This window comes from Nonomuraea sp. B10E15 (assembly GCF_039871615.1).
GTDB lineage: Bacteria > Actinomycetota > Actinomycetes > Streptosporangiales > Streptosporangiaceae > Nonomuraea.
This window is the reverse complement of sequence record NZ_JBDPMB010000019.1, coordinates 102,719-126,119: the sequence shown is the minus strand read 5'-3', so window position 1 is coordinate 126,119 and position 23,401 is coordinate 102,719. Positions and strand designations below refer to the sequence as shown.

General features: G+C 71.3%; 22 protein-coding genes and 2 riboswitches. Of the genes, 12 read left to right on the top strand and 10 right to left on the bottom strand.

Translation table 11 applies throughout. The features are described from left to right. The first annotated feature begins 41 nt into the window (after positions 1-41). The 6 genes from ABGB14_RS37540 (at position 42) to ABGB14_RS37515 (ending at position 5,929) form a co-directional block, all read left to right on the top strand. Positions 42-1,292, top strand: a complete 1,251-nt coding sequence (locus ABGB14_RS37540) for an FAD-dependent monooxygenase (protein ID WP_347648599.1) — start codon at positions 42-44, stop codon at positions 1,290-1,292. 200 nt (positions 1,293-1,492) lie between these two features. Next, on the top strand, positions 1,493-2,410 hold the full coding sequence (gene sigJ / locus ABGB14_RS37535) for an RNA polymerase sigma factor SigJ (protein ID WP_347648598.1): 918 nt from the start codon (positions 1,493-1,495) through the stop codon (positions 2,408-2,410). Positions 2,411-2,713: 303 nt separating this feature from the next. Further along, positions 2,714-4,132, top strand: coding sequence for an MFS transporter (locus ABGB14_RS37530; protein WP_347648597.1), 1,419 nt, complete (start codon positions 2,714-2,716; stop codon positions 4,130-4,132). A 38-nt stretch (positions 4,133-4,170) separates the two neighbouring features. Next, positions 4,171-4,662, top strand: coding sequence for a redox-sensitive transcriptional activator SoxR (soxR, locus tag ABGB14_RS37525; protein WP_347648596.1), 492 nt, complete (start codon positions 4,171-4,173; stop codon positions 4,660-4,662). Positions 4,663-4,794: 132 nt separating this feature from the next. Next, positions 4,795-4,887, top strand: a riboswitch (ZMP/ZTP riboswitch). Between the two features lie 21 nt (positions 4,888-4,908). Beyond that, positions 4,909-5,757 carry a dihydropteroate synthase gene (gene folP / locus ABGB14_RS37520; RefSeq protein WP_347648595.1) on the top strand — a complete coding sequence of 283 codons (849 nt, stop codon included), beginning with the start codon at positions 4,909-4,911 and terminating at the stop codon, positions 5,755-5,757. Then, positions 5,744-5,929, top strand: a complete 186-nt coding sequence (locus ABGB14_RS37515; RefSeq protein ID WP_347648594.1) for a hypothetical protein — start codon at positions 5,744-5,746, stop codon at positions 5,927-5,929. Before folP ends, ABGB14_RS37515 begins: the two co-directional genes overlap by 14 nt. Positions 5,930-5,941: 12 nt before the next feature. Here the strand turns inward: ABGB14_RS37515 and ABGB14_RS37510 are convergent, their stop codons facing one another. The 4 genes from ABGB14_RS37510 to ABGB14_RS37495 all read right to left on the bottom strand — a co-directional run bounded on the left by ABGB14_RS37510 (position 5,942) and on the right by ABGB14_RS37495 (position 9,818). Further along, positions 5,942-6,307 (bottom strand): hypothetical protein, encoded by a 366-nt coding sequence (locus ABGB14_RS37510; RefSeq protein ID WP_347648593.1) that lies wholly within the window; start codon positions 6,305-6,307, stop codon positions 5,942-5,944. A 136-nt stretch (positions 6,308-6,443) separates the two neighbouring features. Continuing rightward, positions 6,444-7,436 carry a pyridoxal-phosphate dependent enzyme gene (locus ABGB14_RS37505; RefSeq protein WP_347648592.1) on the bottom strand — a complete coding sequence of 331 codons (993 nt, stop codon included), beginning with the start codon at positions 7,434-7,436 and terminating at the stop codon, positions 6,444-6,446. Between the two features lie 448 nt (positions 7,437-7,884). Further along, positions 7,885-8,724 carry an SDR family NAD(P)-dependent oxidoreductase gene (locus ABGB14_RS37500; protein ID WP_347648591.1) on the bottom strand — a complete coding sequence of 280 codons (840 nt, stop codon included), beginning with the start codon at positions 8,722-8,724 and terminating at the stop codon, positions 7,885-7,887. Beyond that, positions 8,721-9,818, bottom strand: coding sequence for a cytochrome P450 (locus ABGB14_RS37495; protein WP_347648590.1), 1,098 nt, complete (start codon positions 9,816-9,818; stop codon positions 8,721-8,723). Before ABGB14_RS37495 ends, ABGB14_RS37500 begins: the two co-directional genes overlap by 4 nt. Before the next feature lie 317 nt (positions 9,819-10,135). Between ABGB14_RS37495 and ABGB14_RS37490 the strand changes: the two genes are divergently transcribed. Then, entirely contained in the window at positions 10,136-10,720 is a 585-nt protein-coding gene (locus ABGB14_RS37490) for a helix-turn-helix domain-containing protein (protein WP_347648589.1), read from the top strand. A gap of 159 nt (positions 10,721-10,879) precedes the next feature. On the opposite strand, the gene ABGB14_RS37485 is transcribed toward ABGB14_RS37490, so the two are convergent. Both ABGB14_RS37485 and cobF read right to left on the bottom strand, forming a co-directional pair. Beyond that, positions 10,880-11,083 (bottom strand): hypothetical protein, encoded by a 204-nt coding sequence (locus tag ABGB14_RS37485; protein ID WP_347648588.1) that lies wholly within the window; start codon positions 11,081-11,083, stop codon positions 10,880-10,882. A gap of 55 nt (positions 11,084-11,138) precedes the next feature. Then, positions 11,139-11,897 (bottom strand): precorrin-6A synthase (deacetylating), encoded by a 759-nt coding sequence (cobF, locus tag ABGB14_RS37480; protein ID WP_347648587.1) that lies wholly within the window; start codon positions 11,895-11,897, stop codon positions 11,139-11,141. A 63-nt stretch (positions 11,898-11,960) separates the two neighbouring features. Here cobF and ABGB14_RS37475 point away from each other — a divergent pair, with 63 nt between their 5' ends. Genes ABGB14_RS37475 through ABGB14_RS37460 form a run of 4 tightly spaced genes read left to right on the top strand, consistent with a single transcriptional unit; the run spans position 11,961 to position 15,032 of the window. Beyond that, positions 11,961-12,356 (top strand): pyridoxamine 5'-phosphate oxidase family protein, encoded by a 396-nt coding sequence (locus ABGB14_RS37475; RefSeq protein ID WP_347648586.1) that lies wholly within the window; start codon positions 11,961-11,963, stop codon positions 12,354-12,356. Further along, positions 12,353-13,561 (top strand): precorrin-6y C5,15-methyltransferase (decarboxylating) subunit CbiE, encoded by a 1,209-nt coding sequence (gene cbiE / locus ABGB14_RS37470; RefSeq protein ID WP_347648585.1) that lies wholly within the window; start codon positions 12,353-12,355, stop codon positions 13,559-13,561. Before ABGB14_RS37475 ends, cbiE begins: the two co-directional genes overlap by 4 nt. Further along, entirely contained in the window at positions 13,558-14,313 is a 756-nt protein-coding gene (gene cobM / locus ABGB14_RS37465; protein ID WP_347648584.1) for a precorrin-4 C(11)-methyltransferase, read from the top strand. The genes cbiE and cobM overlap by 4 nt, the downstream gene beginning before the upstream one ends. Continuing rightward, on the top strand, positions 14,298-15,032 hold the full coding sequence (locus ABGB14_RS37460; RefSeq protein ID WP_347648583.1) for a cobalt-precorrin-6A reductase: 735 nt from the start codon (positions 14,298-14,300) through the stop codon (positions 15,030-15,032). Before cobM ends, ABGB14_RS37460 begins: the two co-directional genes overlap by 16 nt. Here the strand turns inward: ABGB14_RS37460 and ABGB14_RS37455 are convergent. From ABGB14_RS37455 to cobG, 3 genes are read right to left on the bottom strand one after another with little or no spacing between them, the layout of a single operon-like run. After that, positions 15,023-16,501 (bottom strand): precorrin-2 C(20)-methyltransferase, encoded by a 1,479-nt coding sequence (locus ABGB14_RS37455; protein WP_347648582.1) that lies wholly within the window; start codon positions 16,499-16,501, stop codon positions 15,023-15,025. The genes ABGB14_RS37460 and ABGB14_RS37455 overlap by 10 nt on opposite strands. Before the next feature lie 5 nt (positions 16,502-16,506). Continuing rightward, complete coding sequence (locus tag ABGB14_RS37450) at positions 16,507-17,127, bottom strand: precorrin-8X methylmutase (RefSeq protein ID WP_347648581.1); 621 nt, start codon at positions 17,125-17,127, stop codon at positions 16,507-16,509. Further along, positions 17,124-18,263, bottom strand: a complete 1,140-nt coding sequence (gene cobG, locus ABGB14_RS37445) for a precorrin-3B synthase (RefSeq protein WP_347648668.1) — start codon at positions 18,261-18,263, stop codon at positions 17,124-17,126. Before cobG ends, ABGB14_RS37450 begins: the two co-directional genes overlap by 4 nt. 55 nt (positions 18,264-18,318) lie before the next feature. Further along, a riboswitch (cobalamin riboswitch) is annotated at positions 18,319-18,507 on the top strand. 84 nt (positions 18,508-18,591) lie between these two features. On the opposite strand from cobG, the gene cobN reads away from it, so the two are divergent. Next, positions 18,592-22,128: a cobaltochelatase subunit CobN gene (gene cobN / locus ABGB14_RS37440; protein ID WP_347648580.1), complete on the top strand. Its 3,537-nt coding sequence runs from the start codon at positions 18,592-18,594 to the stop codon at positions 22,126-22,128. Here cobN and ABGB14_RS37435 read toward each other — a convergent pair. Beyond that, complete coding sequence (locus tag ABGB14_RS37435; protein ID WP_347648667.1) at positions 22,083-23,396, bottom strand: cobyrinate a,c-diamide synthase; 1,314 nt, start codon at positions 23,394-23,396, stop codon at positions 22,083-22,085. The genes cobN and ABGB14_RS37435 overlap by 46 nt on opposite strands. Positions 23,397-23,401: the final 5 nt, after the last annotated feature.

The window sequence follows — 23,401 nt, the reverse complement described above, 5'->3', positions numbered from 1 at the left end:
CACTGCCCTTCCGGGCAGGCACCCCCGCAAGGAGGAAGTTCATGGACGTAACGAACGACAGTGGCCGCCGAGCTCTGGTGGTCGGGCTGGGTATCAGTGGGATCGCGGCAGCGCTGCGGCTACGGCAGATCGGCTGGAAGCCGGTCATCATCGAGCGGGCTGCCGGGCGGCGCTCCGGTGGATACTTCATCGCGCTGTTCGGCGCCGGCCGGGCCGCTGCCCAGCGCCTGGGCATCCTGGACAGGCTCACCGATCGCGGTGCGGACGGGGCCGCCTACGACGTCAACCGGGTCGGCAGGCGCCGCGCCGGGCTGGGTTTCAAGGACTTTCCCGGCCGGCCGTGGATGATGACACGAGGAGACGTGGAAGCGGCCGGTTTCGCCGCGCTGCCGTCCGATGTCGAGATCCGTTACACCACTGTGCCGACCAGGATCGAGCAGGACGCCGACGGGGTGAGCGTCACGCTGGCCGACACCGCCGGCGGGACCCCGATGACCGAGCGCTTCGATCTGGTCGTCGGCGCGGACGGGCTGCGCTCCACGGTGCGGCAGCTGGTGTTCGGGCCGCACGAGAACTACCTGCACCGGATGAACTACATGGCAGTCGCCTTCCAGCTGCCCAGCGCGATCCCGGGTCACGACCAGACCGATTCGGTCATCCTGGCCGAATCCCGGCGGTCGATGTGGATTTTCCCGTTCAAGGATCGTCCGCCGACCGTGTTGCTGAGTTACCACACCGACGATGTGGATGCCGAGTTCACCCGGCCGAAGGCCGAGCGGGTGCGCGAGGTGTTCGGCCCGGAGCCGGCAGGCCCGGCCTTGGGCGCGGTGCTGGACGCGCTGGAGTCGGCCGAGGATGTGCTGTTCGACTCGGTGGAGCAGGTGCACATGGACAGCTGGCATCGCGGCCGGGTGGTGCTCGTCGGTGACGCGGCCTGGTGCGTGACCCTGTATGCGGGGATGGGCGCCTCGACCGGGATGGCCGGGGCCGACCTGCTGGGCACCATGCTGGCCCGCCACAGCGACAGCGTGACCGAGGCCCTGACGCGATGGGAGCAGCAGTTGCGCCCCTCCATCGGTTACCTGCAGGGCAACGGGATGCAGATGCGCAGCCTGTTCGTCCCGGCCACCCGTTTTGAACTCGCACGGCGCAGGATAATGCTGCGGGTGAGCAAGATGCCGGTGACCTCCCCGTTATTCCTGTGGTGGCGGACCAGGGGCAAGGCGGCACGGATGAAGGACGCGGACTTCGCCCACCCCGCCCCGGCTGCGCCCGTCCGTGTCCCCGCCTGAGGGCACGATCGATCGGTGGCACGGCCTTGGGGCCGGCGGAACAAAGCGACCAAGCCGCTCGGAGTCCGGGACCCGGCCACCATGGACAGCCATTCGAGCAGACAGGTGCGAACCGCGAGGTGCCGAGGGTGTCGAGGCCGTGGGCGGGCAGGCAGATGGGCTCCGCGAAGAGCCTCGATACGCGAGTGGGGAAGGGTCGTATGTCGGGTTCAACGGATGTGAAAGAGGCTGTCGGTTACCGGCCGCTGCTGTTTTCCATCGCCTACGGGATGACCGGATCCGTGGGCGATGCCGAGGACATCGTGCAGGACGCGTTCCTCGGCCTGAGCCGGGCGCACCAGGAGGGGACTGTGATCGTCAATCCGAAGGCGTACCTGACCACGGCGGTGACGCGGCTGGGCATCAACTACCTGAGCTCGGCGCGGGTGCGGCGGGAGACCTACGTCGGTGACTGGCTGCCTGAGCCTGTCGTCGTGCCCGCCGACAGGCCGGGGCCGGCCGAGCAGGCCGAACTGGCCGACTCGCTGTCGATGGCGTTCCTCGTGCTGCTGGAGGCGCTCTCGCCGGTGGAGCGGGCGGTGTTCATGCTGCGTGAAGTGTTCGGGTACGGCTACACGGAGGTGGCGCGGATCACCGGCAAGAGCGAGGTGAACTGCCGGCAGATCTTCGCCCGCGCCCGGCAGCGCATCGCCGCCGGAGGGCAGGTGGCCGACAGCACGCCGCCCCGCGAGCGACGGGCGGAAGGCGAGAAGCTCGCCCGCAGGTTCTTCGAGGCCGCCGCGGGCGGCGACATGGACGCGCTGCTCGGCATGCTCGCGCCAGACGTGGTGCTGCACGGGGACGGTGGCGGCAAGGTTCAGGCCTTCGGAAAGCGGCTGGCCGGGCGGCTGCCCGTCGTGCGGCTGCTCCTCGGTGTTTTCCGCCGGGCCGGGATCTTGGGGGTCTCCCTCCGGCCGGCCTGGGTCAACGGCCGGCCGGGCGCTGTCAAGTTCGACGCCGAAGGCCGCGTGATCGGCGTGATCGAGCTCGACATCGCCGACGGCGTGGTCAACGCGATCCACTCGGTGGCCAACCCGGACAAGCTTGCCCACATCGGGATGAAATCAGATAGGGCGTGAGTGCCGGAGGAACCATCTAGGGACGTCTTGAAGATCTTGCTCGGCATGATCCGGCTCACCCTCTTGTCTGGGGTGGTCGGGGCGAGGGTCCAGGTGCCGCCGCATCGACGAAGCCGTCGTGGAGGGGCCGTCACGAGAGCCGATGGCTCCGTGCTGACCAGCGCATTTGACCTCAACCACAGTTGAGCTGATGGGCTGCTCGCCAGAGTTTGAGGACCAGAGAAAGCGAGCAGCATGGACACCACTACAGACACATCCCAGCCGCCGCCCACAGCCGACCGGCCGTCTCCGCTGACACTCCCGGTGGTCCTGGTCGGTGTCGTCCTCGTGGCGATGTCCATCTCCGGGACCGCGGTCGCGCTGCCAAGCATCGGACGCGATCTCGATACCTCGGGGGCCCCGCTGAACTGGGTTGTCGCCGGATACAACCTGGCCTTCGCGGCCATGACACTCATCGCGGGATCGGCCGCCGACCGGATCGGCCGCCGGCGGGTGTTCATCGCTGCGGCGCTGGTCTTCGCGGCCGGATTTCTCGCAACGGCGCTGAGCCCGGCGATGATCGTCATCGACATGGCCCGCATCATCTCCGGCGCGGGCGGTGCCGGGATCATGGCCGCCGGCGGTGCCATGCTCGCCTCCAGCTATGACGGCGCGGCCCGCAACCGGGCCTTCGCCCTGATGGGCACCATGGCCGGAATCGGCATCGCCATCGGCCCCACCTTGGCGGGGCTGCTGATCGATGCCATGGGATGGCGGGGCGGTTTCGCGGCCTTCACGGTCGTCAGCCTGCTAGTCGCCCTGGGCGCGACCCGGGCCCGCGAGTCCCGAGCCAACGTCAGCGGCCCGGTCGACTGGGCGGGCAGCGCCTTGTTCGTCGCCGCGCTGTCCCTGCTCATGTTCGCGCTCCTGGAGGCGCCCGCGCTCGGCTGGCTCCACCCGGGCATCCTGATCAGCGGGATCGCCGGTCTGGTCGCCCTGGCCCTGTTCGGCCGCGTGCAGCGGCGCAGCCCCGCTCCGGTGCTGGCCCCTGCCTTGGTTGCCAACCGGGGCTTTATGGGCTGGAGTCTCGCGACCCTGACCACCTCGATCGGGTTCCTCGGCGTACTGGTCTTCCTGCCCACCTACCTGCAGGCGGCGGCCGGGCTGTCCGCCTCGGCGGCAGGGGTGGCGATGCTGCTGCTGACCGCGCCCGTACTGGTCGTGCCCATGGTCGCCGTGACTCTGGTGAACAAGGGCGTGTCGGCTCGCTTGCTGATCGTGATCGCTCTGGCGCTGGTCGTGGCCGGGAACCTGTGGCTGACGGCGCTGAACGCCGACCACGCGGTCACGGCAGTCGCGGCACCGCTGGTGATGATCGGCGTCGGCATGGGAGCCTCCTTCGGCATCACCGACGGCCAGGCCATGGCTCTGGTCCCGGCCGACGCCGTCGGCATGGCGGCCGGATTCCTCAACACCCTGCGGGGCGCGGCCGAAGCTCTCGTGATCGCCGCATTCAGCGCCTCCCTCGCCGGGCTCCTCGCCGCGAAGCTCGGCGACACAAGCCGCGCCGCCGCAGTCGGTGCCGGACGCCTCACCAACGGGGCCGAAACGGAGGAACTCGACGCGTTCACCTGGTCCTGGCACCTGACCCAGCTCGGTGTCGGGCTCCTCTGCCTCGTACTGTCGATCGTCGTGGTCACCCTGATCCGCGGCCGCGCCGCGACGTCTCGAGGCACTGCCTGACCCCACCGCTGTCTCGATCACGACGAAGGAGAGATACCGTGCGCGCCAGTCCGGACGACCACCTCACCATCGGTGAGATCATCCGCCGGACCGGTGTGCCCGCTTCCGCCCTGCACTTCTACGAACGCAAGGGCCTGATCTTCAGTGAACGCGGCAGCGGCAACCAGAGGATCTTCTCCCGGCACATGCTTCGCCGGATCTCCTTGATCATCGTGGCCAAGCGCCTCAATATCCCGCTGTCGGACGTCGCCGAGGTCTTCACCACCCTGCCCACCGATCGGGCCCCCACCCACAAGGACTGGCAGCGGGTCTCCCGCATCTGGAAGAAGCAACTTGAGGAACGGCGCCGAGCCATCGAGTTCCTCGAACAAGAGCTCACCGGCTGCATCGGCTGTGGCTGCCTGTCGATGAAGGCCTGCCTGCTCCTCAACCCCGACGACGCCCTCGGCGGCCGGGGCCCCGGCCCGGTACGGCTTCAGGAGCCCAACGTCACCCTTCCGGACGGACCATCCACACGACGAGCTACGTGATCAGAGGCGGCAAAGGGGGGCGGGGACTGCGCGTCGGTGCTCTCGATCGCCGGCGGCTGACCCTGCCCCGGCTCGCTCAAGCAAGGATGAATACCTCCAGGCACCTGCCTACGCGCAATCTGGGCTACAGTGATCTCGGGTCGTGACTGGCGTGTCGAGATGGAATGAACCATCGGGGAGCGGCCCCATCACGGTGATGCAGCGCCGGGCGCCTGGGTCTTCAGTATCGGAGTCGGAGGTTCCGTCGTGGCCCGGAGTTCGGTTGTCCCTTCTGCTTCTCGTGTCCGGCCTCGGCTGGTCGGGATCGTCAACATCACCGCGGATTCGTTTTCCGACGGCGGCAGATTCCTGGCAGCCGACGACGCGTTGGCGCACGCGCGGCGGCTGCGCCTGGACGGGGCCGACGTCATCGAGCTTGGCGCGGTGGCCAGCAACCCGGACGCTGAACAGGTGCCGGTGGAGGAGGAGCAACGGCGGCTCGGCGGTGTGCTGCAGTCACTGATTGCGGAGAACGTACCGGTTTCGGTGGACTCCTACGCGTCCCCGACGCAGCGTTTCGCCGCCGCGTGCGGGGCGGCCTACCTCAATGACATTCAGGGTTTCCCGGACCCGCGCCGGTACGAGGAGCTGGCCGCGACCTCATGCCGGCTCATCGTCATGCATTCGGTTCGGCGCATCGGCCCGGCCACCAAGATACTGACTGATCCGGAGACGGTATGGGCGGGTATCGAGCGCTTCTTCGCCGAGCGGCTGGCCGCGTTGTCGGCGGCCGGAATCGCCCGGGAACAGTTGATCATCGATCCTGGGCTCGGCTACTTCCTGGGGCGCACGCCTGAGCCGTCGCTCCTGGTGCTGTCGCGCCTGCGGCGGCTCAAGGACCGGTTCGGGGTCCCCGTCATGGTCTCGCCCTCGCGCAAGTCATTCCTGCGCGAGCTGACCGGACGCGACCTGGACCGGATCGGCTCGGCGACGCTGGCGGCCGAGCTGTACGCGGCCCGGCAGGGCGTGGACTTCATCCGCACCCATGATGTCGCCGCGCTCAGCGACGCTCTGGCTGTGCTCGCCGCCCTGGAGTCCGCTCATGACCTGCCGTGAGAGCCGGGCGAAGCCGCCCAACGCCGAGGCGATGACCGACACTCCGCCCGCCGTCACCGACCACCTCGTCTCCGCCCTGCTTGGCCATCTCACCGAACCTCAACGGGCGGAACTCACCACCATCATGGCGACCGAGAACCTGCGGGCCAGAACCTTCCCCACCCTCTCCTGACCACTCAACCCTTCAAGGAGCACTGCGAGGTTCGCGGCTGCCGGTGATGTACGGTTCGCCCCTGGTCCCCGCTTGGAGACGGCCTTCCTCGCCGACAGGAGCGTACTCGACCAGCACGATCCCGGGATCGGCCCGTTCGGCATCGTCGAGCACCGCTATCCGTGCCTCTCCGATCCGCGCCGCCTCCACCAGCGTGCACAGTGAGACCCGTCCCGGGCTGGGACGGGCACCGCGCCGATAGGCGACCACGGCCGGTCCCAGCGCCAGCGCGTAAGGGTGCGGATCGGCCAGTTCGTCCAGATCGAGCCTGCTGAGCAGATCAGCTCCAAGCCGCCTCATCCACGGGTACGCGGCGAGCAGATCCTCCAGCCTTGCCATGAGGGCTCCACTCTACGATGCGGCGGGCACGTCCGTCGCTCGACCGGGCCTACCGCCCCGCGCCTTCCGGACGGCTGGCCCAACCCGGCTCGACAACCGATGAGCGCAGTACTTCACGCCCCTGGATGAGCAAGGGTCAAACCCCGTGGATGGGAGCCACACCGATCCAGCGGTGATAGGCGTCCACATCGACGTTGCTGCCGCACACGATGGTGACGACGTGCCGGCCGGCGAAGCGGTCACGGTCTTCGAGGATCGCCGCGACGCCGAGCGCGGCCGACGGTTCGACGACGAGGCCGGCGTGGTCGAGGAGCATCCGCATACCGGCGATGATCGACGCCTCCCGGACCAGGACGGCGTCGTCGGCGACCAGGAGGAGGTCGTCCAGAACGGCCGGGATGGGACATCGGCCGGCGACGCCGTCGGCGATGGTGTCGGTCGAGTCGGTGGTGATGACGCGCCGCTGGTGCCACGAGTGCGTCATCGCCGGTGCGCCCAGCGGCTGGACGCAGATCACCTCGACGGCGGGCGCCAATGCCTTGAGCACATGACCCACCCCGGTGGCCATCGCCCCGCCGCCGAGAGCGATCAGGACGGTGTCGAACGGCGCCGCGGTGTCCGCCAGGGCGTCCACCAGTTCCAGGCCGATGGTCGCCGCGCCCTCGCAGGTCTCGATGTCCAGGCTGTCTTCGACGAGCCGGATGCCGTCGTGCCGCGCGATGGCCGCCGCCCGCTCGCGCGCCATGTCGAAGTCGCCGTCCACCAGCTCCAGCCGAGCGCCCAACGCGCGGATGCGATCAAGCTTGGCCACGGGCGCGAACCGGGAGGCCACAACGGTGACGTCAAGCCCTCGGCCATGCCCGGACCACGCGAGGGCTTGCCCAAGATTGCCCGCGCTGGCGCACACCGCGGCCCTCGAGCCCTCGTCGGCCAGCAGGCTCGCAACCAACTCGGTGCCGCGCCCCTTGAAGCTGCGCACCGGGTTCGCCGTTTCCAGCTTGATGCTCACCGTGCACTCGAGACCGGGCTCCAGCGCCTGGCAGCGGTACAGCGGAGTATCGAGAAAGATAGGGTCGATCATCCGGCGAGCCGCCCGGATCCGAGCAGTGTCGAGGCGCGTCTCCTGCATGACACAGCAGCGTAGTGCCGCGGGCGCTGTTCCATTCGGGTGGACGCCTGGCGACCTCGTACCCCATGAGCGGAGCCAGGAATGCCGTTCCAGTCGTGCAGTGTCCACCCCAGGCCCCAGCCGTCGGCCGACATTGACCACTTGTCCGGGCTGTCAACCTCGCGGCGCTGCATTGCGGCGACGGTGGCGGCGGACAGGACGCGGGTGCCGTCGGCGGCGAGGCCGCCGTCCAGGTGCATCTTGGCGAACCGGGCGACATCGCCGGCCGAGACGATGACCCTGCCGTACGGCCCAGCCGAGCGCGGCATCACGTCCCAGACCGGGTGCCGGCTCGGGGTCCTGTCCGGGTTCGCCCTGGTGTCCCATCGCCACCCGGAAGCGCAGCGCCTCCTCCGGGAGCGTTGTCGAGTGCTCCAGCCCGAGCGGGGCAGGGCAGAGCTCGAACGGGTCAGTCCACGGAGAACGGCACCATCCGGCGCATGAAGGCGTCCCAGCCGCGATCGCCCGCGAGGCGCCGGGCCAGTGGCGCCAACCGGGCCTGGGGTCCGATCCTGTACCGGGGCTTCGGGTGGCGTGCTGCGACCGCTTTGGCGATCACCTTGGCCACGTCCTGGGCGCTCAGCACGCTGCGGGCCCCGTCCCGGTGGGCCCGCTCGATCATTCTGGCCACGCTCTGCTTGAACTCCTTGTAGGGGCCCTCGCCGCCGGTGAGCGGTATGTTCCGCTCGCTGCTCGCCGTGAACTCCGTCCGCACCGCGCCCGGTTCTATGAGCGCGACGCTGATGCCGAACGGTGCGACCTCCGGCCGGAGCGCGTCACTGAACGATTCGAGTGCGTATTTGGTCATCGCGTACGGGCACCCGGTCGGGGGTGTCACGAGTCCAGCTGCGGAACCCACGTTGACGATCGTGCCGGAACGTTGTCCCCGCATCCCGGGCAGGACGAGCTGGCACATCCGGATCACGCCGAACACGTTGGTCTCGAACGTCTCGCGCACCAGTGCGAGTGGAACCTCCTCCACAGGTCCGCTCCCGCCGCGCCCGGCATTGTTGATCAGGGTTCCGACGGCGCCGTGCTCCTCCTCGACAGCCCGTACGACCCGCGCCATGTCGTCCTCGTCGGTCACGTCCAGCCGCCGCACCCGGCAGCCCGCGTCTTTCAGCTCGTCCAGGGTGTCCAACCGCCGTGCCGTGGCCCAGGTGGGATAGCCGGCGCGGGCCAGGGCGAGTGCGGTGGCCCGTCCGATGCCCGTTGAGCATCCGGTGATCAATACCGCGTTGGATGTCATGCTTCTCCTTCGGGATCCCAGGTGACGGGGAGACGGCGCACGCCGTAGGTGATGGAGTCGGTGCGGAAGCCGATGTCCTCCTGCGGGACCGCGAGCCGCAGGGTCGGGAAGCGGCGGAGCAGGGCGTGCAGCGCGACGCGCAGCTCGACTCGGGCGAGCTGCTGGCCGATGCACTGGTGGATCCCGTGGCCGAATGCGACGTGGCCCGAGGTCGTCCTGGTCAGCCGGAGCTCGTCCGGGTCGGGGAAGCGGCCGGGGTCGCGGTTGGCGGCGGGAAGCGAGATCGTCACGGTCTCGCCTGCGGCGATGCGTACGCCGTGCACCTCGATGTCCTTGAGCGCGGTGCGGGTCGGGCCGAGGTGGACGATGGACAGGTAGCGCAGCAGCTCCTCGACGGCGCCGTCGATCAGCGACGGGTCGGCGCGCAGACGGTCCAGTTGGTCGGGATGGGACAACAGGGCGAGCGTGCCGAGGCCGAGCATGCCCGCGGTGGTTTCGTGACCGGCGACGAGCAGCATGACGGCCACGCCGGTCAGCTCCTCGTCGCTCAGCTCGCCGCCCTCGATCAGGCCGCTGATCAGGTCGTGCGCGGGCTCGGCGCGCTTGCGCTGGACCAGCTCGTGGAGGTGACGGGTGATGTCGGCGGTGGCCGCGCGGGCGTGTTCGGCGGTGGCGTCGAGGCTCGCGATCACGGTCGTGTCCCGCTGGAACCTCTCGCGGTCGTGGTAGGGCACGCCGAGCAGCTCGCAGATGACCAGTGACGGGATGGGCAGAGCGAAGGTCTCGATCAGGTCGATGGGCGGGCCCAGCCGTGCCATCGCGTCGAGGCGCCCGGCGGTGATCTTCTCGACTTCGGGCTCCAGCTCCTTCATCCGGCGCACGGTGAACTGGCCGGTGATCAGGCGCCGGTACCTGGTGTGGTCGGGCGCGTCCAGGTTGATGAAGATCCCCGGTCCTGCGGGCTCTCGCGGGCCGTGCCCGACCGGTCGGTGCTGGAGCTCCGATCGGGCGCTGACGTCGGGATGGGCGAGGACCGCCCGGGCCGCGGCGTGACCGGTCACCAGCCAGCCGAGGTGGCCGTCAGGGTAGGTCATGCGGCTGATGGGACGTAGCGTCGCCAGCTGTGCCGGCGGGTCGAGGGGGCGGGTGCGGGTCGTGGGCAGAGGGTGGGCCATCTCATTCCTCGCTTGCTGCAAGAGGCTTCTCCGGGCTGATCGGCAGGTCGAGGGTGCGGACGCCGGTGACGAGTTCGCCAGGGCGGATCCGGTTTTCCGGTGCGGACCGTCGGCGGGGTCTGGATGTGTCATCGGTTTGCCCTCGCAACTGAGACAGGGGTCTCTTTATCGAGACAGACTGTCTCAATTTTGGGATCCTGTGTCAAGCAAACCGGCGGCGACGTATGATGGCGACAATGATCAGAAGGTCGCCTTTGCGCGAGCACGCCGCCGCCGGGATCCTCGACATCGCCGCGAAGGTCCTCGCGGAGCATGGCGAAGCGGCCAGCATGGCTGACATCGCCAAGGCGGCCGGGATGGGGCGCGCCACGCTCTACCGCTATTTCCCGAGCCGGGAGGCGCTGGTCCAGGCGCTCTACCAGACGGCCGTCCGCGATCTGTTCGACAAGATCGACGACGCCGACCTCGACGCCGTTCCCGCGACGGAGGCGCTGGCCCGGCTGACCAGGGCCGCCGTGAGCGTCATCGGCAAATATCGAGCACTGGCCGTGCTCGACAGCAGGATGGACGGGCTGGAAGAGGCCAACGGACGGATCGGGTCGACGCTCCAGGGCGTCTTCGACCGGGGTGCCGCCGAGGGGACCTTCCGCACCGATCTGCCCGCCTCGACCCTGATGGGCGCCTATGGCGGGCTGCTCAGAGGGATCGGCAACCTGGTGATTCAGGGGCAGATGGGAGTGGAGGACGCCAGCTCGACGATCATCGCCATCTTCCTGGACGGAGGTCGCGCCCGAGACGACGTGCAGAGTGAACGGGCGTAGGTTGCCGTGCCGAACCGACCGACCGCCTGAGACCGGTTGCGTCCACGGGAGTGGTGTACGAGTTGGACCCGGGCATAGGCGTGGCACCGTGAAATGGAGACGGCCGTCGCTTCGACCGTGCGTGAATGCGAACGACGGGAGAAGGAGCGGCCGGTGGGATCAGGGCGGCCGCGGCAGGAGTGCGAAGCACACGAGCGTGCAGGCGGTGAGCACTCCGGCGAGCACCTCGCTCCGGCCGCCGGCATGACGCCGTACCCGCCCTTCCGACCTCCGCATCGGCCCCACGGCCAGCAGCACCAGCCTCGACTCCCAGGCCAGCGTCACGATGTTCATCACGCAACCGGCCAGCACCACCGTCCGCACGAGATGGGGCGCCTGTGTTGCACCTTCGGCGCATCGGTCCGTGGCCGGCCGCGACTTAACGATCGGCGGGAGGAGTCCGGCGCAGCAGGTAGGTGTCCATGATCCACCCCTTGCGGGCGCGCGCTCCGGCGCGGAGTTCGCGGATGCGGTCGCCGACCTCGGCGACGTTCCCGGAAACCAGGATCTCGTCAGGGGTCCCCAGGTAGGCGCCCCAGTGGATGTGGAAGTCGTCCAGACCGGCGAAGGAGCAGTGGGCGTCCAGCATGACGACCATGTCGTCGGCGGTGGCGCCCTCCTCTGCCAAGCGGCGGCCCGTGGTGAGATGGACGGGTCGTCCGACCTGGTTGAGGCTGGTGCGGTGGCGGGCGGTCAGGGCGGCCACGCTGCTGATGCCGGGGATCACCTCGTACTCGAACGTGACGTTCCCGCGCTGGAGGATCTCTTCGACGATGGCCAGCGTGCTGTCATACACACCCGGATCTCCCCAGACCAGGAACGCCCCTGTCTCGCCGTCGGCCAGTTCCTCGCTGATGAGCGCTTCGCAGGCCAATGCCCTGCGCGAGCGCCAGTCTTCGACGGCTGCGGTGTAGGCGGAGGCGTTCCGGTCGCGTTCGGGGTCGCGGGCCTCGACGACCCGGTACGGCGGGCGGCCGTGTTCGGCGATCAGGTCCTGCCGGAGTCGCACCAGTTCGTCTTTCACCTCGCCCTTGTCGACGAGGAAGAACACGTCCGTGCGGGCGATGGCCTTGGCCGCCTGAAGGGTGAGATGGTCGGGATCGCCCGCGCCGATGCCGATGACGAGTAGCCGCTTCACCCATAAGAGTGTGCCAGAGCGGGAGATATACGATATCGCTCGCTAAAGCACCCGAGGAGGACCGTGGATCTGGCCGAGCAGGGCGACGACTTCGCCGCGTTCTGGCGGGAGCGGCATCTGTGCACGATCGCCACCTCTCGCCCCGGCGGGCCGCCGCACGTGGTGCCGGTGGGGGCCACGCTGGACCTGGCGACGGCGACCGCTCGCGTGATCACCTCCGGATCCTCGTACAAGGCCAGGCTCATCGCCCGGTCCGGCCCGTCCGGCGCGCTGGTGGCGCTGACTCAGGTGGACGGCCGCCGGTGGTCGACGCTGGAGGGCCTTGCCGTGCTGCGGACGGAGCCCGAGCAGGTGGCCGACGCCGAGCGCCGCTACACCGCCCGCTACAAGCCGCCGCGTCCGAACCCGTCCAGGGTGGTCGTGGAGATCCGGGTGACGCACGTGCTGGGCAACGTGTGATCACCGTCGTCGGCATCGGAGCGGACGGCTGGGACGGGCTGCCCGCCCGGTCGCGCCGCGCGCTGGAGGCGGCGGAGGTCCTCATGGGCAGTATCCGGCAGCTCGGCCTGGTGCCGGACTCCGTCGCCGAGCGGGTCGTCTGGCCGTCGCCCCTGCTCCCGGCGCTGCCTGCGCTGCTGGAGAAGTACGCCGATCATGACGTGTGCGTGCTGGCCAGCGGCGATCCGATGTTCTACGGCATCGGCTCCACCCTGGTGCGGCTGCTGGGCGCCTCGCGGGTCAGGGTGCTGCCGCACCTGTCGTCGCTGTCGCTGGCGTGCGCCCGGCTGGGCTGGCCGGTCGAGCAGGTGGAGGTGGTGAGCCTCGTGGGCCGAGCGCCGGCGGCTCTGAACGCCGCCCTGCTGCCGGGGCGGCGGATCGTCGTACTGGGTGCGGGGCGCGGCTCGCCGTCCCTGGTGGCGGGGCTGCTGGCCGGACAGGGGTACGGCCCCAGCCCGATGACGGTGCTGTCGGACCTGGGCGCGGAGTCGGAGTCGGAGCTGCGGGGCACGGCGGACGGCTGGCCGGAGTCCCCGCCCTCGTCCTTGAACGTGATCGCGATCGAGTGCGTCGCCGAACCGGACACCGAGCCGCCGGCCCGCGTCCCCGGCCTTCCTGACACGGCGTTCGAGCACGACGGGCAGCTCACCAAGCGCGAGGTCCGCGCCGTGAGCCTGTCGCGGCTGGCACCGGTGCCCGGCGAACTGTTGTGGGACGTCGGCGCGGGGGCGGGCAGCATCGCCATCGAGTGGATGCGCAGCCACCCGGCGTGCGCAGCCGTGGCGGTCGAGAGCCGGGGCGATCGGGCCGCCGCGATCCGGCGCAACGCCGATGTCCTTGGAGTGCCGTCGCTGCGGGTCGTCGAGGGCAAGGCGCCCGCCGCCCTGGACGGACTGCCCGCACCGGACGCCGTGTTCGTCGGCGGCGGCGCGACCGCGCCCGGACTGCTGGACAGGTGCTGGGCGGCGCTGCGGCCGGGCGGCAGGCTCGTGGTCAACGCCGTCACCCTGGAGTCCGAGGCCGTCGTGGCCGGATGGTACGCCCGGCTCGGCGGCGATCTGGTGCGTCTGGCCGTGCAGCGTGCCTCGCCCGTCGGCTCGTTCACGGGGTGGCGGGCCGCGATGCCGGTGACCGTCTGGTCGGTCACCAGGAAGGATCAGCCGTGACCGTCTACTTCATCGGAGCGGGCCCCGGCGCCGCCGATTTGATCACGTTGCGCGGGCTGCGGCGGCTGGAGTCCTCGCCGGTGTGCCTGTACGCGGGCTCGCTGGTGCCGCGTGAGCTCCTCGCCTCCTGCCCCGCGGACGCGCGACTCGTGGACACGGCGAACCTGACGCTGGACGAGATCGTCTCGGAGCTGGCCGATGCCCACGGTCAGGGCCTGGACGTGGCGCGGCTGCACTCGGGCGACCCGTCGGTGTTCAGCGCGGTGGCCGAGCAGATGCGCCGGTTGGACGCGCTCGGGGTGCCGTACGAGGTGGTTCCCGGGGTGCCGGCGTTCGCGGCGGCGGCGGCCTCGCTCGGCAGGGAGCTGACCGTGCCAGGGGTCGGCCAGACGATCATCCTGACCCGTACCTCGGCGCGGGCCACGCCGATGCCCGAGGGCGAGGACCTGACGACGCTCGGCGCCGGCGGCGCGACGATGGTGCTGCACCTGGCCGTGCAGCGGATCGACGCGGTGGTGGCCGAACTGCTGCCCTCCTACGGTCCCGACTGCCCGGTCGCGGTGGTCGCGCGGGCCAGCCGGCCCGACGAGGTGATCCTGCGCGGGACACTGGCGGACATCGCCGGTCAGGTCCACCAGGCCGGCATCCGGCGCACGGCGGTGATCGTCGTCGGGCGGGTGCTGTCGGCGACGCAGTTCCCCGACAGCCACCTCTACAGTGCGGAACGGGCACGGCCGTGCGCCGGGTCCTGATCCTGGGAGGCACCGCCGAGGCTCGTGCCCTGGCCGCGGAGCTCGCCGGCGGGGGGACGTACGTGGTGTCGTCGCTGGCCGGGCGCGTGACCAACCCCCGCCTGCCGGTGGGTGAGGTGCGGGAAGGCGGGTTCGGCGGGCCGGACGGGCTTGCCGACTGGCTGGCCGCCGAGCGGATCGACGCCGTGGTGGACGCGACGCACCCATTCGCGGCGCGGATGTCGGCCTCCGCGGCCGAGGCTACGGTGCGGGCCGGCGTGCCGCTGCTCGTCCTGCGCAGGCGGGGCTGGCGGGAGGGCCCGGGTGACGCCTGGCAGCGGGTCCCCTCCCTGGAAGAAGCGGCTGCCAGGCTGGCCGACATGCCTGGGGAGCGGGTGTTCCTCACCACCGGCCGCCGGAGCCTGCCGGTCTTCACCGGGCTGTCCGGGGTATGGCTGCTGGCCAGGTCGGTCGACCCGCCCGACGCCCCCGTCCCGGCCAACGTGCACGTGCTGCTCGATCGCGGCCCGTACACGGTCGAGGGGGAGCGGTCCCTCATCCGGGAGCACCGGCTGGACGTGCTGGTCACCAAGGACAGCGGCGGTGAGATGACGGTCGCCAAGCTGGCGGCGGCACGCGAGCTGGGGCTGCCGGTGATCATGGTGGACCGGCCGTCACCGCCACCGGGCGTCCGGGTGGTGGACGCCGTGGCCGTGGCGGCAGCCTGGGCTCAGGGGTAGCGGCGGGGTGTGTAGACGACGCCGCGATCGGTGACACGGGTCGTCGAGGAGCCGATGATCAGCAGACAGCGCATGTCGACCTGGGAGGGATCCAACTCGCCGAGCGTGGTGACGGTGACGCTCTCCTGCTCGCCGCCGACGTTGCGGCCGATCACCACGGGGGTGGCGGCGTCGCGGTGCTCCAGCAGCAGGTCACGGGCCGCGCCGAGCTGCCAGGTACGGCTGCGCGAGGCCGGGTTGTAGATCGCCAGCACCAGATCCGCCCGTGCGGCGGCCGACAACCGGTCAGCCACCACCTCCCACGGCTTGAGCAGGTCCGACAGCGACAGCACACAGTAGTCATGGCCCAGGGGAGCGCCGGCCCTGCTGGCCACAGCCTGCGCGGCAGTCAGTCCGGGGACGACCCGCACCGGCACGTCGGGGAAGTCGCCCGCCGCTTCGAGAACCGCGCTCGCCATGGCGAACACGCCGGGATCGCCGGAGGACACCACGGCCACCCGCGCTCCCTCGCGGGCCAGCTCGAATGCGTGCCTGGCCCGCTCCGCCTCGACCCGGTTGTCGGTACGGTGGCGGCGCTGGCGCGGGTTCGGCGCCACCCGGTCCACGTACGGGCCGTAGCCGACCAGGTCCGTCGCCGCCGCCAGAGCGTCCTGCGCCTCCGGGGTGAGCCACGGCCGCCCTGCCGGGCCGAGGCCGACCACCGTCACCTCGCCCCGTCCCTCGGTCGCCGCCGGTTCGGGAACGAAGGTGCGCTCGGCCGGGCTGGCCAGCAGGGCCAGCGAGAAGTACGGCACTCCGTCCGCGTCGACGTCCTTGAGCGGCGCGACCCGCTCGGCGCCCATGGTGGCGCGCTCGACGTACCAGGCGTCGTCGAGACGCCCGGCCTCGGCCAGGGCGTCGCGGACCTTCGTGAAGGTCCTGCCCAGTTTGAGCACCGCGGCGGAGTCCGTACCGCGCAGCCGCTCGGCCAGTTCTCCGGCGGGCAGCGTGCCGGGCAGCACGGTGAGCACCTCGTCCCGCTCCACCAGGGGTCGGCCGAGCACGGCGGAGGCGGCGCTGACGGAGGTGACCCCGGGCACCACCTCCGTCGGGTAGCGGTGGGCGAGCCGCTTGTGCATGTGCATGTAGGAGCCGTAGAACAGCGGGTCGCCCTCCGCCAGCACGACCACGGTGCGGCCGGCCTCCAGGTGCGCGGCCAGCCGCTCGGCGCAGTCGGCGTAGAAGTCGTCGAGAGCGCCCTGGTAGCCGCCGGGATGGTCGGTCGTCTCCGTGGTCAGCGGGTAGAGCAGGAGTTCTTCGACCTGCCCTTCTTTCATGTACGGCAGCGCGATGGAGCGGGCGATGCTGCGTCCGTGCCGGGCCGCGTGGTAGGCGATCACGTCCGCCTCGCCGATCAGCCTGGCGGTCCTGACCGTGACCAGTTCGGGGTCGCCGGGGCCGAGACCGACCCCGTACAGCCGTCCCGTCATCGCACTCACTCCGTCTCGCTCGCGAGGGCGTTGACCGCCGCCGCCGTCATCGCACTGCCGCCGCGACGGCCGTGCACCACCAGGTAGTCCAAATCGCTTTCCACCAGCGCTCGTTTGGACTCGGCCGCGCCGATGAACCCCACGGGGATGCCGAGCACCGCCGCGGGCCTGCCCGCGCCCTCGGCGACCAGTTCGAGCAGCCGGAACAGGGCGGTGGGCGCGTTGCCGATCGCCACCACCGCGCCGTCGAGGCGGTCACGCCAGAGTTCGAGGGCGGCGGCGCTGCGGGTGGTGCCCAGCCGTTCGGCCAGCTCGGGCACGCCGGGGTCGCCGAGCGTGCACAGCACCTCGTTGGCGGCGGGCAGCCTGCTCCTGGTCACGCCGGAGGCGACCATCATGGCGTCGCACAGCACGGGCGCGCCACGGCGCAGCGCCTCCCTGGCCCGGACGACCACGGCGGGCGACCAGTCCAGATCGGCGACCAGGTCGATCATCCCGCAGGCGTGGATCATCCGCACCGCCACCTGCGCGACCTCGGGAGGCATGCGGCTGAGGTCGGTCTCGGCGCGAATGGTGGCGAACGACTGCCGGTAGATCTCGGCGCCGTCGCGGATGTAGTCGCTCACTGCTGCCTTTCCTGGTAACCGTCTTCGGTGGCGATCATCTGGACGACCTGGCCGCGCGGAAGCCCGCAGCGGCGCTCACAACCGGCCCAGTGCACGGGCGTACGCGGAGCGGAGTCCAGGCCGCTCACCCAGCGCCGCGCGTCGGCCTGGACGTCCGCCAGCGATTTGGCGCAGCCCGGGCGGCCGGTGCAGGCGGTGACGCCCGCCCATGGCGACGCCGGGTCGACGACGAGCCCGGCCTCTTCGAGCGTCTTCGCCGCGCGATCCGCTTCCTCGGGGGACAGGTCCAGCAGTACGGCGGTTCGCCAGGGAGTGAGCCGCACAACGGGTCCGCCGTTCGCGAGCGCCCAAGCCTGGGCAGGCGTCAACCGGCCGAGCGGCACCAGAGCTTCGAGCGCGATGCGGCCGTCCCGCTGGGTAATGCGTCCGGCGCGCCTGGTGGCGGGCGAATCGCGCGATCCGGCCGGGACGCCGGGCAGCTCGGGTGCGGAGCCGGTCAGACGGGCGGCGATCCGCCGGGGGCCGTCCTCCAGCTCGCGGATCCTCCATGCCGCGTGCGAGGCCCGCTCGTCGAGGAACGCCTCGGCCACGGCGATCATGAGGGGGATCGCGGCGTACGAGCGCGCGGCGAGCCCGAGGTCCGAGCCCGCCAGCAGCACCCGCCCGTGGTGTGAGCCCGCAGCCGTGAAGGTGACGTCCGCGCCGAGCCCGGTCACGTCTCCCGTGCCGTCGTCCAGCGCGAACAGGAACCGTCCCGGCAACTCGGCGAGGCGCGCACGTGCGCACAGCGCCTGATCGAGGGCATCTACCATCGGCTGGGTGTCGAGCAACCCTCCGGAGCCTCGCCCGCTCAACGGTGAGGCGACGATGTTGCGGACTCGTTCGTGCGCGGCGGACGGCAGCAGGCCCGCGGACGCGATCCGCCCGGCGAAGGCGGATGCCGAGCGCAGCGCGCGCACCTGCACGTTCGCCCGCGAGGTCAGTTCGATCACGCCGGAACCGAGCTCGTCCGCGCAGGCCGCGATCTCGCGGAGCTGGGCGGCGGTGACGGCGCCGCCGGGCAGGCGGACGCGGGCCAGGGGGCCGTCGGCGGCGTCGTGCATCTGTAGCGCTCCCGGACAGGCGTCAGGGCGCACCCGTCCGGAAAAGTCGGCTATGGACACGAAGAGGATGGTAACGCCACTTCTGGCAAGGGTGGCTCCTGCCGTAGGCTCCCGGGTAGGCGATGGCAAAGGGAGGAAGCCGGTGCGAAACCGGCGCGGTCCCGCCACTGTGACCGGGGAGCGAACCCCACCACAGGCCACTACCCGGCGACGGGTGGGAAGGCCGGGGTGAGCGCTGATCCGGGAGCCAGGAGACTCCTGCTGTCGCGACACCCGCGACCGGGGCGAGGACCCCGAGGGAGGATGCGCCGTGCCTGGCGACAGCCATACCGTTCTGCTGCTCTCGACCTCTGACACAGACTTGCTGAGCGCCCGGGCCAGCGGCGCGGCCTACCGATGGGGCAACCCCGCCAGGCTGGCGGCCGAGGATCTGCCGGAGCTGCTCGACGGCGTCGACCTGGTCGTGGTTCGCCTGCTGGGCGGGCGCAGGGCCTGGGAAGCGGGGTTGGACGCGCTGCTGGCGCAGCCGCGCCCGGTGGTGGTCCTCGGCGGGGAGCAGGCCCCGGACGCCGAGCTGATGGAGCTGTCCACGGTCACCGGTGGCGTCTGCGCCGAAGCACACGCCTACCTGGCCCATGGCGGACCGGCGAACCTGGCCGAGCTGCACGCGTTCGTGTCGGACACCGTCCTGCTGACAGGGCACGGGTTCGCGCCGCCCGCGCCGGCGCCCTCCTGGGGACGGCTGGAGCGCGTCACCGGCTCCCGAAGCGGACCGGTGGTGGGCGTGCTGTACTACCGCGCGCATCACATGGCCGGTAACACCGCGTTCGTCGAGACGCTCTGCACGGCCATCGAAGCGGCGGGCGGGCAGGCGCTGCCGGTCTACTGCTCCTCGCTGCGCACCGCGGAGCCCGAACTGCTCGCCACGCTGGGCGCGGCCGACGCGCTGGTGGTGACCGTGCTCGCGGCGGGCGGCTCCCGCCCGGCCACGGCGGGCGCCGGGGGAGACGACGAAGCCTGGGACGTCGGCGCGCTCGCCGCGCTGGACGTGCCGATCCTGCAGGGACTCTGCCTGACCACCTCGAAGCAGGCATGGGAGGAGAACGACGACGGGCTCTCGCCGCTCGACGCCGCCTCCCAGGTGGCGATCCCCGAGTTCGACGGGCGGATCATCACGGTGCCGTTCTCGTTCAAGGAGGTCGACCAGGACGGGCTCACCGTCTACGCCGCCGACGCCGAGCGGGCCGCCCGGGTGGCGGGCATCGCCGTACGGCACGGCCTGCTGCGGCACACCCCGCCCGCCGAGCGCCGCCTGGTCGTGATGTTGTCGGCCTACCCCACCAAGCACTCCCGGGTGGGCAACGCCGTCGGCCTGGACACCCCGGCCAGCACCGTGCGCCTGCTGGCCCGGCTGGCCGAGGCGGGCTACGACCTGGGCGACGGCTTTCCCGGCGTGGCCGAGCAGGACGGCGACGCGCTCATCCACGCGCTCATCGCCGCCGGCGGCCAGGACCAGGACTGGCTGACCGAGGAGCACCTGGCGGGCAACCCGGTACGTATCTCCGCCGCCTCCTACGAGCGCTGGTACCAGACGCTGCCCGAGGAACTGCGGGCCGGGATGGAACGGCACTGGGGGCCGCCGCCGGGCGAGCTGTTCGTGCACGACGGCGACATCGTGCTGGCCGCGCTGCGCGCCGGGAACCTGGTGGTGATGGTGCAGCCGCCGCGCGGCTTCGGCGAGAACCCGATCGCCATCTACCACAACCCCGACCTGCCGCCCAGCCACCACTACCTGGCCGCCTACCGCTGGCTGTCGGCCGAGTTCGGCGCCCACGCGATGGTGCACGTGGGCAAGCACGGCAACCTGGAATGGCTGCCGGGCAAGTCGGCGGGCATGTCGGCCGCGTGCGGAACCGACGCCGCGATCGGCGACCTGCCGCTCATCTACCCGTTCCTGGTCAACGACCCGGGCGAGGGCACCCAGGCCAAGCGGCGGGCGCACGCCGTGCTGGTCGACCACATGGTGCCGCCGATGGCCCGCGCCGAAACCTACGGCGACATCGCCCGGCTGGAACAGCTCCTCGACGAGCACGCCACCATCGCCGCCATGGACCCGGCCAAGCTGCCCGCCATCCGGGCGCAGATCTGGACGCTGATCCAGGCCGCCCGGCTCGACCACGACCTCGGGCTGGCCGACCGGCCGCACGACAGCGAGTTCGACGACTTCCTCCTGCACGTGGACGGCTGGCTGTGCGAGGTGAAGGACGCGCAGATCCGCGACGGCCTGCACGTGCTCGGGCAGGCGCCGACCGGCCAGGTCCGGGTGGATCTGGTGCTGGCCATGTTGCGGGCCCGGCAGATGTGGTCGGGCAGGGAGACGCTGCCCGGCCTGCGCGAGGCGCTCGGGCTGGCCGAGGACGGCACGGCCGCGCTGGGCGACGTGGATCGCGCCGAGACCGTCGCCCGCGCCCTGGTCGAGGGGATGGAGGAGCGTGGCTGGGCACCGGACGCCGCGCCGGAGGCCGCCCGCTCGGTACCCGCCGATCGGCTGGCCCTCGTCACCCGCGTCCTGACGTTCGCCGCCACGGAGGTGGTGCCGCGCCTGGCCCGTACCACCGACGAGCTGGACCACCTCCTGCACGCTCTGGACGGCGGCTACGTGCCCGCCGGGCCGAGCGGTTCGCCGATGCGCGGCCTGATCAATGTGCTGCCGACCGGCCGCAACTTCTACTCCGTCGATCCCCGCGCGGTACCGAGCAGGCTGGCCTGGGAGACCGGCCAGGCGATGGCGGACTCGCTGCTGGAGCGCTATCACGCCGACACGGGGGAGTGGCCGCGCTCGGTGGGCCTGTCCGTCTGGGGCACCAGCGCCATGCGCACGGCGGGTGACGACGTGGCCGAGGTGCTGGCACTTCTCGGCATCCGCCCCGAATGGGACGAGGCGTCGCGCCGCGTCACGAGCCTGGAGCCCATCCCGCTCGCGGAGCTCGGCCGCCCCAGGATCGACGTGACGGTCCGCATCAGCGGCTTCTTCCGCGACGCCTTCCCGCACGTGGTGAGCTTGTTGGACGACGCCGTACGCCTGGCCGCCGGGCTGGACGAGCCGGACGAGGACAACTACGTGCGCGCCCACGCCCGCCGGAGCGGCGGCGACGAGCGTCAGGCGACGATGCGCATCTTCGGCTCGGCGCCCGGCGCGTACGGGGCCGGGCTGCTGCCGCTCATCGACAGCCGCAACTGGCGCGACGACGCCGACCTGGCCGAGGTGTACGCGGCGTGGGGCGGCTTCGCCTACGGCCGCGACCTCGATGGCGTCGCCGCCCGCCCGCAGATGGAGGACGCCTACCGCCGGATCGCCGTGGCCGCCAAGAACGTCGACACCCGCGAGCACGACATCGCCGACTCCGACGACTACTTCCAGTACCACGGCGGCATGATCGCCACCGTCCGCGCGCTCACCGGCAGAGCCCCCGCCGCGTACGTGGGCGACAGCACCCGCCCGGACGCGGTACGCACCCGCACCCTGTCGGAGGAGACCTCGCGCATCTTCCGCGCCAGGGTCGTCAACCCCCGCTGGCTGGCCGCGATGCGGCGGCACGGCTACAAGGGCGCTTTCGAACTGGCCGCGACCGTCGACTACCTATTCGGCTACGACGCCACCGCCGGTGTGATGGCCGACTGGATGTACGACAAGCTCACCGAGACGTACGTGCTGGACCCGGAGAACCAGGCGTTCATGGCCGAGTCGAACCCGTGGGCGCTGCACGGCATCGCCGAACGCCTGCTCGAAGCCGCCGAGCGCGGCATGTGGGAGCACCCCGACCCGGATCTCCTGCGCGGCCTGCAGGAGGTTTACCTCAAGACCGAGGGTGATCTGGAGGACGACACCAGCCGCTGAGCCAGGCCGGATGCTCCGGCCCAGTGCAGGTGCAGGTAGGACGCGGTCACGAGGGCGTCGCCGAACCCGTCGGCGCCGCCCTCCCACCGGAACAGCGGCTCTCCCGAGGAGTCGATGACGGTGCGGTGGAACTCGTGGCCGCGGAAGCGCTCGTCCACCCTGGTCAGCGGCGAACGCCTGAGCGCGACCGCGTCCCGGTAACCGAGCGTCAGCCGGGGCGTCATCCGAGCCCGCCCCGGCACCCGCCCGCACATACGTTGCCCGTCGAGCTCCTCGCACAGGTAGAGCAGCCCGGCGCACTCGGCCGCGATCGGCCCGTCGAAGGCCGCCACCTGCTCGCGCAACGGCGCGTTGGCGGCCAGCTCGGCGGCGTACACCTCGGGGAACCCACCGCCGACGACCAGCGCCGCGGACCCGTCGGGCAGCTTCTCGTCACGCAAGGGGTCGAACACCGCGACTTCCGCGCCCGCCGCCCGCAGCAGCTCCACATGCTCGGCGTAGCCGAAGGTGAACGCGGCTCCGCCTGCCACGGCCACCACCGGCCCGCCCTCGGCGGCACCCAGCTCCGCCTCCCATGGTGTCGCGTCCAGCGGCGGGGCCGATCGGGCCAACCGTACCAGCGCGTCGAGGTCGCACGAGCGGGCCACCAGCGCGCCCAGCCGGTCCACCGCGGCCGCCGCCGCCGCCTCGCGCTCGGCAGCGGGCACCAGTCCCAGATGCCTGGACGGAGTCGAGACGGCATCGTCACGGCGGATGGCGCCGAGCACCGGCACTCCCGCCGCCGTGAGCGCGGCCCGGCACAGCTCCTCATGCCGGTCGGAGCCCACCCGGTTGAGAACGACGCCGGCGACCCGCACCCCAGGATCGAACGTGGCGAATCCATGCACGACGGCCGCCACCGACCGGCTCTGCCGGGCCGCGTCCACGACCAGGACCACCGGGGCGTCCAGCAGCCTGGCGACGTGCGCGGTCGAGGCGAAGTCCGTGTCGCCCCTGCCGTCGAACAGCCCCATCACGCCCTCGACCACCGCCACGTCGCATCCGGCCGCCCCGTACAGGAACAGTGGCGCGACGCGTTCCTCGCCCGCCAGCCACGGATCCAGGTTGCGGCCAGGACGCCCGGTGGCCAGCGCGTGATAGCCGGGATCGATGTAGTCGGGCCCCACCTTGTGCGGCGAGACCTTGAGACCGCGGGCCCGCAGCGCCGCCATCAGCCCGGTGGCCACCGTGGTCTTGCCGCTGCCCGACGACGGCGCCGCGATGACCAGCCGCG